Raw genomic sequence first — 14,913 nt, 5'->3', positions numbered from 1 at the left:
GACTGACGCGCTCAACTAGCGCCCTCCGTTCGACCTGAAGGCGGCGATGGCCTCTCGGCTGACGTCGCCCGCATAGCAAAGCGGCGACCAGCCGCCGGGCTTGGAATACGCGCTCCTGGCCCCGCATCGTCGCCCGCCGCGATCCCGGTTCTCCGGGCAGCGGCAGTTTCCGGAATAGGCGGCCGCATCGAGGGCGATGAGCTTCGCTATGATCGCCGCATCGGAAAGGATCTCGGCACCCGGCGGCTCCTTCCTTTTCGGCTTCGGTGGCTCCTCGGTCTGCGTCTCCTCCGATCGCGGCGTCGTCTCACCCAGGCGACGGGCGCTGACCCACCCCTCGATCGCCGAGATCGGATGCCGGATCTGGACCCAGCCCGATCAGCCCCAGTATCAGCCAGCCACCGGAGTTCCTTCGCCCCATCCGTCCAGCGCAACGCCCTCCCTACCGCCGACGACGCTAGGTCAAGCGCTCGCAACCTCAAGTCGGCGTAGCTGCGCCTTTCGCCTCAGGGCTGCGCCCTATGCCGCCTGCCAGACCTGGTTCAGGATCTTCGCCGCCAACGCGGCCTTGTCCTGCGGAAGGAAGCGACCGTAGTGGTTCTGCACCATCTCGGGAGTGTCCTGGATCGCGTAGCTGGCCTGCTCGTAGGAACCGGTCTGCTTCAGGATATGCGTCGCCAGCACGTCGCGGACGTTGTGCGGCCCGTGCGGTAGCAGGCCCTGGATCGCGCCTCGTCCGGTGAAGGGGTTATAGATCCCGTAACGCTGGATCGTCAGCCTCCAGGCTTCGTAGAAGGTCGTCTGGTCGTAGGCGGGATCGGTGCTCGTCTGCTTCACCGTCTTGACGAAGAAGGTGCCGGGATCCTCGGCGCCGGAAAGCAGCACCTGGCGATGCCGGGCGATATACGTCTCGATATGGTCGTAGAGCCCGCCGAGGTCCGGAAGGACCAGCCGGAAGGGCTTGCTGCCGAAATACGACGAGTTGGCGTTCTTGAAGGCGACGGACGGGATCAGGACCTCCCAGCCGCAGTCCCGCTCGCTCCAGCGCAGCTCGCCGCGCTTCGTGTCCTCCAGTTGGCGTTCCGAGCGCGGGAAGCCTCCCCGAGGGCAGACCATCAGTTGCCGCAGGTTCTTCTGCCGCAGCCCGAGATGCAGGCCGAGCCGCAGCAGGAGGAACGATCGGACCGCCTCAGCGGCGCCTCGCGGATAGCGCGCTGGATCGGGCATCCGCTTCAGGATCTCCTCGGTGATCTTGCGGTATTCGCCGACAGGGCTCGGGGCCTCCAGCACGGGCATGATCGGCTCGAAGGGGTCGCGGTGGACGCGGGCGACGCGCTGGATCTCCTTCACGCGCCCGGTGGCGTGCTTGAAGAAGGCGTCGCAGGCGCCGTCCCAGTCGGCCTTCGCCCGCTCGATCTCCTCCGGCGAAACCAGTCCCGGAATCGGACGGACACGATGGACGAGCTGCCCGTGCTGCCGAAGCCAGCCGGTCTCCTGCCGCGTGATGGCGAGGGCGATGCGGAGCATGTCGATCTCCCAGGCGGTGTAGAAGCCGCGACGGCGCTCGCGCCACTGGACATACCAGTCCCAGACGCCAGGGAAGACGAGCAACCCGAGCGTCAGGTGCTGGAGCGGGACGCCATATCCGCGCACGGCTCCGCTCGGCGAGGCCGCCAGCGCGCCCAGCATCAGGCCGAGGTGCTCGATCTTCTGGGAGGTGGTCTCTTCGCCCCAGACGCCGTTGCGCTGAAGGCCGGCGGCGGTCAGCGTCGAGGTCTTGAAGCGGATCAGGCCCGCCATCTCCATGGTGAGCTGCGGCGGCGCGTCGACGACCCCCGAGAGCAGGTCGGGATCCGTCTCCGGCATGCCCTCGTTCGGCGCGTCGTTTCGGTCGAGTGGCGTCGCCGGTTCCGATCGCCCGTAAGCCACGCCCGGGAAGCGAATGGCGTAGCGTTGCTTGACCGCGGCGGCCTGGAAACGGCGATAATCTGTCGCGCCGCTGACGATGACGCGCCGGACCCACTCAACGATCCTTTCCCGCTCCGCCGGCGGCAGGAAATTGAAGTTGTCCGGCAGGTGCCAAGCCAGCCGGCGCCGCTCCGAGGCGTCGATGCCTTCGAATTCGTGGCCCCTGGCCGCTCGACCCTGGTGAGGCAGCTTTGCGTGGAAATATCCTTCCGGCAGCCGATAGCGGCGCTCGATCCGGCGCAGGATCTCCATGCTCGCGACGCTGACCGGCGCCTTCGTTCCCTGCACCCAGCTGCGGATGGTTTGGAGGTCGAAGGTCTCGTCGGCCCGGACGACCGCCCGATGCAAGTGCCAATAGCTCTCGCCGTGACGCTGCATGTGCAGCGCCAGCGCGTCGCGGAACGTCGGCGGGTCCTCCCAATCGCCGTTCGCCGGCTGCGGGAATTCCTCCACCGGCTTGGGCTTCACGCCGCGCTTCCGCTCCTGGCGAGGCGGGGACTGCCGGGTATCGGCAAACGCCGGTGCCCCGAACAGGTCCGGCTGAATCCGGGCGATGGCGGTCAGCGTCTCGCCTCTCGCCCGTTGGGGCGTTGGGCGGCTATCATCACCCCCCGTCGTGGAGCGCTTCCGCGGTTCGAACTCCCTTCGCGCGGCAGCGTCGAGCGCTCGGACGATTGCGTCCAGCGCGGGCCGGACCTCCTCCTTGACTTCGACCAGAAGCAGATGCGCGATGCTGCAACTCTCGGCGATGGCTTTCCAGTCGATGCCGCGGCCCCTGGTCGGCGGGTATTCGCGATGGGCGATGAGGCCGAGCAGATAGGCTTCCACTCGCGTGGCGTTGGTATTCAGGAACGGTGTCAGGCGCTTGCGGCAGAAGCCTGCGATCTTGGTGGAGAGAAGCTGAGCATTCCATTCAATAGGCATGGGCGGTAGGCGGTCGTCACGGGTTGCGGGAGAGCGCAGTGACCCGATTCTCTTGCTCCGTCATCCTTCTTTCGGCGGCGGGGACTTCCATTGCCGTTTCCGTGACAACACTTGTCAGTGGAATGGCTTGCGGTGCCGGAGCGTTCAAAACTGTGGATGAAGGCACACAACCTTTGCAGGCAGATATCGCGACACTCTCTCCGACGATATTGTTAGCAAGGGGATGTCCAAATGCGCCCGACGGGAATCGAGCGAATTGACGGGCTTTTGGCGGGAACTTCCGGGCCGATCGGGCCGGATGAAACTGATCAATTCGCGATCGGCGCTATCCAGGACCTACTGCATTGCTGGTACCCCAGCATAGAGCCGATCAAGGAATATCTGCCAAAAGGTCGAGGATTGCGGGAAGCTGCCCCGTTATTTCTTAGAGGTTCGCAGAAGGGGCAAGGCGTCTACGGCGAATATACCGATCGCACAGTGGGACTCGTCCGCGGATTTCAGCGAAAGTGGAATACGCGCGAAAATCCACCATGGGCGCTAAACACCGACGGAGCCGTCGATAAATTAACCCTGCAGTCGATGCTTCTGTCTCCAGCTCGGTTGAGCCCCTTCGTCACGCCGGGCTATTTCCTTTTCGCCAAAGACAAGAGGCTCACGCACCTCCTTAAAGCGCTGGTTCTGATTGCTTCCCAGGAATGCGCCTGCAAATTCGAAACGACGAATAGAAATCAGGATTTCGCTGGGCTCTCGCTTGGCATCATACACTGGGCGCAAAAACCCGGAAGGCTCGCGGAGCCGATCAAATACTTCTATCAGCAAGAGGCTGATGAGCTCGCGAAACTGTTCGGTGATCAACCCGGCGCCAAGCACGAGAACATCAAGAAGGTCATCGCTCATCTCGAAAAGGCCAAGGCTGCGCTCTACTCTGACGACAACCCTCCTCCGGAAGGACGAAAGCAGGGCGACAGCATCGATCGGGACCTGGAGTTCGCGCGGCCCGATCCCGGCAAGAAGAACTGGTATCAGTGCTTCCAGAACATGCTGAATAGCCGATTGTTTCAGCAACTGATGTTCGACTTCGCACTCGCAACGATCCGGCGGATGTACGACGAAAACTCTCCCGAGTATCCGGCTGGCTTTCCAAAGATCCAGGGCGAGGGTTTGCTGCAGTGGGGCGGAGAGAAAATCAAATCGGAAAAGGGCGTGATCTTCACGCTCGACCTCGTCAATCAGCATGGGGGTAAACCCAAAGCCTGGTACGCCGAAATCACCAAGGACAAGCCCACCATTTCCGAGCAGGAATTACTCGAGGAATTTAAAGAGCGGGCGAGGAAGTTCTGGATCAAGAAGAAGCCCGCCGAGGACAAGAAAAGCGAAAAGCAAAAGCAGGTCGAGAAGCAGAATAGCGAAGCCGACGAGCGTAGGCGTAACTTCCATCTGAATACTTGGTACACGAGTTGGGACATACCGTTCGACCCGCAATTGCCGTGAGGTCTCGTGGCGAAACTCATTCTCTATCAAAACGCAGATGCAACGGTGTCGCTCGACGGCGCGACGGCCGGTCCTGAATGGGTAGCCAGCGCACTGCTAATTGAGCGCGGCGGAGCGACAACAAGCTATCCACTGACGCCCCAACCGAAGATTCCAACGACAGCCCTCGCTCCGTCAGGCGGCGATTGGCGGCTCAGCCCTCAGCCCGGCATGGCGTTCTTCGTCTCAGCATCATTCCGAGACGCGTCGTCCGGCCCCCTGGATTTCCTCGGACGCAAATTCAGCAATACGGCCGGCTACAGCGCCGAGCTTGAGCTGACGATCGTCGGATACGACGCTGCTCATTTCGATACCGAGCTCACATTGCACGTCTGCGGCCAAATTGAATTGGGCGTCAGTGGCGGCATTTCGGTCGCTGCGAGCGCGGCGGCATGCTTTGAGCTGACTTTCGACCAGCTGCCAGTGCTGCCCTCGGTGACGCTGCCTAGGCTGAGGCTGCGGATGCCAAATGTCGCGTTCGAATGGCCTGATTTCGATTGGCCCTGGCCACCCGGCAGTTCGGGCCTACCGTCCTTGCCATCCTTCCCGTGGAGCATGGGCTGGCCGGCACTCGAGTTTCCGTCCCTGTTCCTGAAGCTCAGTTGGCAGCGCGTTGCGCTGTTCGAGAAGGATCCGGCCAACAACGATCATACCTTGGTGCTCGAAATCGTCGGATTGCGCGTCGAGGGGCCGACCGGCCGCGCGATCGAGGCAACGCTGCATCTGGAATTGGACAACGGCGAAATTACTATCGGGAGCTACATCGAGCTGCAGGGACAGCCGTCGACGAAACTGCACATCAAGCACTGGTACCGGTCGGACGAGTGCGTCGCCGTCGCGTGGACGGGAAGACAGCTGGAGCAGTGGCTCACCCTGATCTTGCCTGAAGCGCTCGTGCCGGATCTGAAGGACGATGCGGAGATTGCCATCCGGCTGCTGCGGGACGACGGCGAGTTGACCGAGGTGCGTCTGGATTACCGGCCCTCGGGCGTCGCCGATGCGTGGACCGTAACGCTGCCCGGCTTCGCCGTGGATGTGCCGCAGCCGCGCCACTGGTCGATGGTGGTCTGGAGAGCGGAAGAACAGTGGAGGACGGGACTCTTCTCCACATTTGCCGGCAATGAGGTCGCAACGGCGTACACCACGTTCGCACTGTCAACAGCCGACGACCCGCGACACCTGCATGGTGACGACGACGCCGACGCGTCGCGGTTGCTTGAGCTCTCCGCCACGATCCTGCCACCGGACGACCCGGCGCCCGCCCCTTTAGCTCCGGTTCTCACCGCGGTCGATGACGAGGATGGCCCGACCGATGCGCGGGACGAACAGGGTTGGACAACGCTCGCCCTTACGACGTTGGAATTGGGAGAAGGCAAGCCTCAGTTCTTCCGGAAAACGCAATACCCTCTCCCACCCCTTGACTTCAGCGACAACGCGACCCTGTCCGCGCCGATCTCGCAGCTCGAGCGGATTACCGAAAAGGACATCGCCGCCACCATCAAGATCAATCCGTCGAAGTTACCTTTCTTCAAGCGCGACGGCTTTCAGGCGTGGAAGCAGTATCTGGAGATTGATGCGAAGCCGGCCACAATCGACTGGACCCTGCCTGGCTTCAAGGTTCCGCTCAAGCTGATGTTGCATCTGGGCGCCATGACCGGCGCCGGCAAGTTCGATCTCGAGGCCGACGGCGATCTCAACTTCAACTGGGAACGTTTCGCGTTCTCGGCCGATGGGCTGAGCACGATCAGCCTGAAGCTGCCGGAGCCACGCGAGCTGGACTTCCTCGGCCTCAACTGGCGCTTCACCGGCAACACCGCCGGCAAGCTGTTCGACCTCATTCTCGCCGGCGACAATTTCCTGCTGAAGCAGGCCGAAGGATCGCTGATCGAGGCACGTTTCACGCGGCTCACCTCTCCGTCGGAGCCGCTGGTGTTTGCGGTCAGCGGTTTCGCCATCGGCCCGGGCGGCATCAGCCTCGACGCCTCGATGAAGAAGTGCAGCGCACTCTTGAACGGTGTCGCCACGCGATTCGAATTCAGCGGCGCGTCCTTCCAGGTCCGCGACAATCGCATCACCGGCTTCACGGTTACCGGCGCGGGCCAGCTGCCTCCCGATCTGGTCGGCGAAGCGACCGCAAACATTGCACTACAGTTCGGCCAGGGGGCGAGCGGAAACCTCGAGCTGATCTCGGCCGCGGCCCAACTCACCGGCAAGAATCTGCTGCGCTGCCAAGGAACGCGGTTCGAATTCTCGATCGACGGCATCGGACTGCGCTTCGTCAACGACCATGGCGACTATCATCTCTACTTCACACTCACGGGCACTGCACGGTTCGTGCTGCTCGATGGCGACGACGCAGAAGGACCGCTGGCGTGGCTGCCGAGAATCGAGATGCAGTTCGTCGACTGCCCGCTCGCGGGAGATGCCCGCGTACTGCGCAACCACATCAAATTCCACGTCGAGATGCCGAAGAAAGCGAAGTTCTCCTTCCTCGGCTGCTTTGAGTTCGAGCTGCGCGGGCTCGGCTTCGACCCCGGATCGGAGCACTGGGAGGACCGTCCCGCCGCGATGCAGCTATGTGGCCAAATCAAGTTCGCGGTGGACGGCGGCGACGTCGTTGACGCGCGCTTCGACTTCCACAACATGCTGGTCGCCCTGCCCGAGCCCGGCGGATTCTTCCCGCGATTGAGGTGCCGCAATCTCGGGCTCAAGCTACGTGCGGGCGAGGCCTTCGAGCTCGAGGGAATGATCGACTTCCTCGAGGGCGATGAAATCGAGCCCGGATGGCGTGCCCGCGGGTTTCGCGGAATGGGCGCCGTTACAATGATGGGGCTACCGAAGATCAGCGCAACATTCGCGTTCCTGCGCGTCCTGCGACCGGAGCCATATCGCTGGGAGCGCGCGTGGTTCCTCTATGCGGAAGTGCGCCATCTCAGCATCCAGATTCCCGCGCCGATCCCGATCTACATCCGGGAGGTCGGACTGGGCTTCGGCTACCGCTACACGCTGGCGATGATCAAGGCCGCGGATGAGACCAACGACATCAAGCAGCTCATCCGCGAGCTCGACAAGCTTGCCGGCAGCCAGGGCAATCTCTCGAACGTCTCCGCATGGCGGCTCGATATCGAGGAGCCGGACGAGAAGCCGCGCTGGACCATCGCGATGCGCGCGATGCTGTCCACCGCGAGCGCAGCCGGCAGTGTGACCGACTGGAAGGAGTCGGCGGAACGCAAGCTCGCCAACGTCTTCCTAATGGACGCAGTGTTGGCACTGCGAACCGACTTCACGTTCTTCATGACCGTGCGCGGATGGCTGTACACGAACTACTATGATTTCGACAAGGACACCAATGGCGTTCGCGAACGGCCGCTGGTCGCTGGTTACGCGCTATTCCAGCCGCGCAAGCATCGGCTGCTGGCGCATGCCGCATCCCAGCCCGATCCGGCTTTCGGCGACCATCCGCCGATGTGGGATTTCGCGAAGGAGGCGCTCCGGGCCTCTCACTACTCGACGACGCTGCTGATCGAGCCCAACCTGTTCCACCTCGAGCTCGGCTGGCCGAACGTTCTGCGCTGGGGCATGAGCATCGGCCCGTTGATGATCGAGTGCCGCGGTGGCTCGATCACCCGCATCACCCCTCATGAGATGGTGCAGGGCTTCAGCTTCGAGGGACGAGGCTCGCTGCAGATATCGGCCGGCTTCGACGCGGGCGCGATCGGCGCCAGCCTCACGGCGACAGCACGCGTCGCGTTCGGTGCACGCTACATCGCGGTTGTGGGCTTCGATCGCCTCGATCGTTCGGCGTTCTATGGTGCGGTAGGGCTTGAAATCTACGTGCGCGTCGGCATCGCTTTGTGGATCCGCATCAAGATTGGTTTCTGCAAGATCACGCTCAACTTCGGATTCAGCTTCGAGATCGGGTTTACCGCTCTTCTCGAGGTCGGGGCCACCCTTGATGCCATCCCCGGCTGCCGCGGCACCGCAACCCTCAGCATCGGGCTGATGGGACGCTCGCTGCGCTTCAATGTCCATGTCGGCATTTTCGAAGGCACGGTGGATCGCGCCGCCGCAATCGCCAAGCCGTTCCTGAACGTCGGCCTCGAAGCCACCGAGGTCGAACCGTTGCCGGGCGAAACGCCGGCACGGACGATGAAAGCATTCGCTCCCCTCGTCACACTCGGGGGGCCCGAGACTGCGCTCGCCCCGGACCCGATCAAAGTCGAGGCCCCGTGTTTCGCCTTGCCGGACTACGACATTCTCACCGTGCCGGTGCCGTCGAAAAATAGTGAGACACCCTACCTGCTCGTGCTCGTTCCGAGCGCGCGGCAACTGGAGGCGCCGTGCGAGGGTGCCAAGGAAACCCTTGGCTTCCTCCCCGTGCCTCCTAAAGACCTGCCGACGGGTGATTTCGTCGACTTCATCTGGGAGCCGCCAGCCGGGCTTGCCAGCAAGATCGAGCGATTTGACGCAAAGACGAACAGGTGGGTCCCCCATCAAACCGGCCGCTTCAACTGGGCGATCGAATGGAACGCGCCGGTCGGCACGAACGACCAGCCGCCGGCCAGCCAGGCCCCGCAGATTCCGACGTTCCGAGATTTGATGGAGGCAGCGTTCATTCCACGCAAGCCGGGAGAATCCGAGTTGTTCCGGGATCCCGAGCACCTCGACATCCTGGATCAGGACGCTCCGCTTACCGACCCTCGAGTGGGCGATCCGTCCGACGCCGCCTACGAGGCCAGCGTGCGCGGCACCGTGGAGCAGTTCGAAGGCTCGCCGTATCTCAGGCACGACCCGTATGTGGATTATGAGCAGCAGCTCCTGAATGGTTTCAACGACAAGACGACACTCTATGCCGACTCCGGTCGAGTACCCGAGGGCGACGAGGAGCAGACAGATGCAATGCTGGCGCAGAAGCAGGCGCATGAACTGCGCAGCACGATCATCAACGGTTTGATCGAGGACGCCAAGACCTATGCCGAGCTGATCGCGCGGAACGCAACCGACGAAGATTTGCAGAAATTCCAAGAGAAATCGGTCGCGTTTCTGTGCGGCCTCGTGTTCCGCTACAAGGAGCCCACGCCGCCCTGGCTCGAAAAGCAAGCAAACACCGACGGAGGAGAGATCTGGCAGCGCGACGGTCAGGCCGCCACCACGCCGAGCACGTCGCGTAGTCGCAAGGTGCGGGCTTACAACAGCAGCGAAACCAGCTTCGTCGCCCACCCGCCCTCGTTCGATCGCATCCGGCAGGTCGCGTCGGCGTCAACCGTTGCCATCAATTGGGAGATCAGGTGGCCGCGGTCGACGGCCACCACGGATGAGCCCGAGCATCACTTGCGTCACTATCACGTCGTGCGCCGCCCGATCGGGACGACGGGGTCCGACCAGCACTTTTATGTCAAGCGCACGGCGATCCAGTATCGCGCGGTCGGCAAGCTCATCACACTGCCGGCGCGCTTCCAGTTCGTGGACAACTTCCGCGAAGAGACTGCCGAGGATCTCGCTCTGCTCGGCAGCAGCCGGCGCTATCTCTACACCATCACGCCCATCGATCTCGCCGGGCAGCCCAGCCGGCGCTCGCTGAGCATCGTCGCTGAACGCCGCCCGCAACAGCCGCCTCCTGCCCCGGAGGATGCGGACGTTGAGATCCGCTATCAGCTCGCGAGAATCGACTTTAAGCCCGTCGCGAGCGCCACGCCGCTGGCCGATCGGCTGCTCAAGCCGCAGTCGATCGTCATCAGCGCGCTGAAGCCGGCGCTCTCCGATGCGGTCTACGAACCGGCTCCCGAAAGGTGGCGCCTTGTATTGCGCCGCGAGCGCACGCTGCCGATCGGCAATTATCCGGCCGACGCAGCTAGCGAAAATCCGCGCCAGTCCGCGCCCGCCAGCAACGCCCGCGTCCTGCCCGGAGACATCGTCATCGAACTCGGCCAGGCCGGGGACGCCGAAACGGCCGACAAGACGGCGAACGGCGATCACGCCGGTCGGGAGCGGCAGCAGTGGCTCACCAGCGGCGCCGGCGAGCTCCTGCTGGACGCATTCGCGCGCAAGGGCGCCGTGCCGCCCTCCTCCAGCGAATCCGCCGGCGACTGGCGGCCGTCGGCTTGGCGTGCCTTCATGCAGACGGTTTCCGCCGACAATGTTCCCTCCGCACTGTCTCCCGCCAAGCTTCGGATCGCGTTCACGCTGGACGAGCGCACCGAGGAACGGCGGCCGGAGCTGCTTGAATGGATCTTCCGTCCCTCGGCCCCGGTCATTAGCGATCCTCTCGACGGACGGGCCGATGCTTCTCCTGCGAACGTGCCCCGGCCTTTCGCGGCCGGCGGCAGCCCTGTCGTGTTCGATCTCGACCAACCTAAGCTCGCAGATCAGCCGCTGGGCTTCCTGCCGCATCCCAAGCAATGGCGCGCTGCGCGTCTGGGCTGGAATGTCACGCCGTCGGCTGCGCCGCTGTGGCAGCGTGAGCTGCTCTCGGCCTTCCGCCTGTTCGAATTCGACGTCGATGCCGATACCGCGGAGGCGCTGGAGGATCCGACTCTTGACCTCGAGCGCTTCTTCGCCCTGACCCGGCAAATTCGTGAGCTTCGCCTGCTTCCGACCGATCAGTTGCCGCTTTCGCCGCGCGAGAACCTTGCACCCGATCAATGGGAAGCCTGGTATCCAAGCAGCGCGCGACGCCTGAGCCTGCGCGAGCAGGATCAGGAGGCGATATCGACCGGGCGCGGCACGGACACTTGGCTGTCGAACTGGTTCTCCTGGCGCGACTCCTACCTCGAGTGGCCGGCGCTGCCGCGGGGGTGGGAAGAGATGCGCGACGCAGGCGAGGAACCGGCCGCATTGGCCGAGCGCGCCACGGTGACCATAGCACCGGGCGTGTTGACGCTGACATTTGCGGCGCCTCCGGCTAACTGGTCGCTAGCCCAGCGCGAGCAACGCAAGGCGCGGCTGAACCAGCTCGCTGGTTGCGCTGCGCTCGAGATTTCCGGTTTTGCGGCGCCGCGCCACAATGGCATCAAATGGGTGAAGGCAGCCGACACGAATTCGGATACGCCGCGCTTCACATTCCAGCTCGAGGCCTTCCCCATCCCCGCGCCGGACAACGGCGTGATCGATGTCGTCCTGTCGCAACCGCGCGCCAAGCTGCACTGGCTGCTCGAGCAGCTGATCTGCGACATCGAGAACCGGGCGTCCGATGACGTTTCGGCTGAAACCGCCCGCCTTTACGGCGTCGCATCGGACCCGACCTTGCTGCCGCCGGGAAAGGCGACCGACCTTGAGGCGCTGCAGGACGAGACGCCCCCCGGAGCCGATCCATACGGCTGGAATGCGTTGAAGCGGCTCGGCCTTTCCGCGGCCGTGACGTTCCGCTCCATTCGCGACGGCAAGGCCGTACTCGCCGACCGTGCCTGGACCCTACTGCGGGAGGTGTTGCGAGGCTACAAGGGCACCGACAGCGAGACATGGTTCAAGCACCTGCATGTCGAGCTGCTGTTCCAGTCCGGCCGCAGCGTTCGGCTCGACAGTGATCCGGACGCGCGACCGACCGAGGACGATCTGCTCGCGCTCGTGCAGTTCAGCCTGCGGCCGGCCATCCGCCCAGTGATGCAGTACAAGGTCTGCGTGCTCGAGGCGGAAAATCCGCAGAACACCCCGGAATTCGTCACGATCTCGATCAAGCAGCCGGATTCTCCGCCGGACGCATGGCAGGTCGACGTCATCCTTCCCGGACAGGCGGGCGCCGGACCGTCATTGAGCAAAGACAATCCGGAAGCGAGCGCCACGGTTGCCACAGGCGCTCGCGGCCGCGTGACCCTTGTCATGCGAACGACGGCGGATACCGAGCCCAACGTGTCGGTGACGGCCGGCGTGCCCTACGCGACGCCACGCTTCAACCCGCTCGGCCTGAACGACGAGCGGCTGCGCTTGTTTCCCGACATCAAGGACCGGTGGATCATGCCGCCGACGGATGGCGATCTGGTCGAGGGGAGCGAGCTTGGCCCCGAGCCGGAGCAGGACGGACCGCAGCGCCATTGGTGGCGCCTCGATCGCTATCTCCGGCTCGCCGGCGCGAAGACCCCGACCGGACGCAACTGGGTCGACACGCTCAACGCCGATAAGACGCTCAACTGGACGCGTCGCTTCTTCAACTTCAGCGGCGACTTCGATTTCAGCAAGGGAGCCGCAGGCCCGTGGAGCTATGGCAAAGGTCCGTGGCTCGCCACCTCATACCCACAAGCGAACGCCGTTGGATTTGCGGCATCGCGCAAGGGGCGCACCGAGCTCTATCACATCATCGACGACGGCTGGGCGCACGGCTTCCGGTACTTCGCGCAGTCGCTGTCACGCTACGACCAGCTTTGGCTAGCGCTCGCGCAGAGCACCGTGCTGTTCCCGCTTGCGAAGGAGCGCGAACAGAACGTAACGACGCTGCTTGGACTGAAGGAAAAGGTCGCGCTCGGCAAGGGTGGCCTCGACGTGGCGATACCACGTATCCGTCGCGTCGCGCCACCGCTCGTGCTCTCCTCGCGCCGGCTCGATGCCCCGACGGCCGATGGCGCAACCAGACCTTCTCCCGTGTGGGAGGTCGTCCTCGCCAAGCATCCCGAGCAGACCCTGAGCGAACGCAATCGCACCTTGGCGCAGCGCATGGAGTTTCAGCATGTCGCCTACGCGCTGGTGCGCCGGTTCGCCTACATCCGCGAAATCGATGCGTTCTTCGGCAGCAAATTCGAGCACGGCGACAAACCGCTGACCGGTTGGCAGCACGTCGAGCTGGTGGAAAATACCTATCTGTCGACCGATGATCCGTCCAAGCCGCACCCGGATGTGCGCTTGCCCGGCGCGGTCAGCGCGCCGGACTGGATCGAGATTCCGACCGATCCGAAATCGGTGACGAACGAGCAGCGCACGTTGCTTCTGAGCGACCGTCATGACCCGTTCGAGCGCGATGCGGTGGCGCTGCAATGGAAGGACCTGCCGTTCTTTTACGAGCATCGAGCTGTGTTCAAGGCCGAGGCAGCCGCAGTGTCATCGCCGGCGATCGCGGTGAGCCACAGCGAGTTCGAATTCCATTCCCCGGCGCCCATTCCGATCAAGGACGCCTTCATCGGCGAGGTGGGCGACGTCGCCCAGCTGGTCTTCGATCTGCGGCTGAATTCGTTCTGGGAAAGCCTCCCGGCCAAGACCAAATGGGAGATCGAGAACCCGAAAGCTGCAGGCCCGGGCGCTCCGTATCGACCGAAGCTGTCCGCGCTTCCCGACGTCGGCGTCAGCTACGAAATCGTGCACAGCGGCGGACCGATGGCCGGCGTGGTGGAGGCTGTGGCGGCGATCGCATTCACACGCAGCGAGGCAGGCTATGCCTGGACACTCCGGAACCTGAGCCAGCGCTTCGAGTCCACACTCCGGGCGACCATTGCGGCTCCGCCTGCGGGTCCCCAGCCCTACGAGCATCGCTACCGGCTGCGCGTTCAAATGCACGCGTTGCTCGGTCATCCGGCAATCGAAGCCGCCGTGCGCGACCGCTATGACTTCGACGAGGCCGATGGCCCGGCGTTCGGCACCTCGCTCACTGTCAAGCCGCCGTCCGGCCTGACATTGGCGCTGAACGGGCATCTCACCGAGTTTGAAGCCGACCACCTGCTGCACCTGGCGGACGCGTGCGATACTTATTTCGGCGCTGCGCTGCGCGCGCTGGTCGCAAGTGCACCCGACAGCCCCACCCAAGCTGCGATCACGGAAGTCAGGGCCTCGGCGGGTTTGGAGCAGATCCTGCAGGTCTGCCGGTTCACAGACGACAAGAACAGGCTGCTGTTCGACGCGGAGGCTCGCACGCTCACCTGGCGCGGCTACCTGACGGCGAAGGAGCATGAAGCATTGCGTGCGTGGAAGGTGTCGACGCCATTCTATCGCACGCTCGAAGCGCTGCTCGACTCCGCAACGCTAGCACGAAGCATCGCATTCGTGTCGACCACGTTCACTGTACCGGGCGCCCTCCCCGCGGTGCTCCACGTCACGAAGGGCGCGCCCACCGGAAACCCAGACGAGTTCCACTATACGCTCGACAAGGACGCCGGATTGCTCGACGCGGATGCGTGGAAGGTCGTGAAGCAGCCTCTGGAAGACTGGCCGCCAAAGCTGTGCGATGCGCTGATCGCGCTGCATGCCGTATGCGATACGCTCTCCGTCGCGATCGTCGAGCCCGAATGGCGCCCCCGCCCTGACGAGAGCCAGCTTCACGTCGGCGAGCTCGCCACCAAGCTTCTGCTCGGTCGCAGCGTGCTCGCGTCGGCCGGGCTGTTGTCGCGCAAGCGCGCCGACGCCCTGTTCGCCCAGCTCGCGACGCAGTCGGTACCGGCGCGCGCGGCAATCCAGCGTCTCTATCAATGCTCGCTGAATGCCGGCTTTGCCGGCGGAACGCTAACGCTGCGTACCCGGCGCGGCTCCTGTCCGCTCGTCGCAGCGGCTGAAGACATTCAACCCGAACCCCTCTAG

The 14,913-nt window shown here is 63.9% G+C and carries 3 protein-coding genes; 2 read left to right on the top strand and 1 reads right to left on the bottom strand.

Annotated features, from left to right (window positions below; translation table 11 throughout):
• Positions 1–519: 519 nt before the first annotated feature.
• Complete coding sequence (locus tag ASE66_RS25475; protein ID WP_057192523.1) at positions 520–2,892, bottom strand: hypothetical protein; 2,373 nt, start codon at positions 2,890–2,892, stop codon at positions 520–522.
• Positions 2,893–3,123: 231 nt separating this feature from the next.
• On the opposite strand from ASE66_RS25475, the gene ASE66_RS25470 reads away from it, so the two are divergent.
• Together ASE66_RS25470 and ASE66_RS25465 are read left to right on the top strand one after the other, a co-directional pair.
• Positions 3,124–4,383 (top strand): hypothetical protein, encoded by a 1,260-nt coding sequence (locus tag ASE66_RS25470; protein ID WP_156412327.1) that lies wholly within the window; start codon positions 3,124–3,126, stop codon positions 4,381–4,383.
• A 6-nt stretch (positions 4,384–4,389) separates the two neighbouring features.
• Positions 4,390–14,913: a hypothetical protein gene (locus ASE66_RS25465; protein ID WP_156412326.1), complete on the top strand. Its 10,524-nt coding sequence runs from the start codon at positions 4,390–4,392 to the stop codon at positions 14,911–14,913.

The sequence above is a fragment of the Allobosea sp. Root483D1 genome (assembly GCF_001429505.1).
In the GTDB taxonomy this organism is placed as follows: Bacteria; Pseudomonadota; Alphaproteobacteria; order Rhizobiales; family Beijerinckiaceae; genus Allobosea.
Note: the sequence above shows the minus strand (reverse complement) of the source record. Positions and strands in the feature narration are given on the sequence as shown.

What these genes read in the sequence shown, in the direction of transcription:
- ASE66_RS25475 (WP_057192523.1), bottom strand. Translation starts at nt 2,892, where the DNA reads ATGCCTATTGAATGGAATGCTCAGCTTCTCTCCACCAAGATCGCAGGC.
- ASE66_RS25470 (WP_156412327.1), top strand. Translation starts at nt 3,124, where the DNA reads ATGCGCCCGACGGGAATCGAGCGAATTGACGGGCTTTTGGCGGGAACT.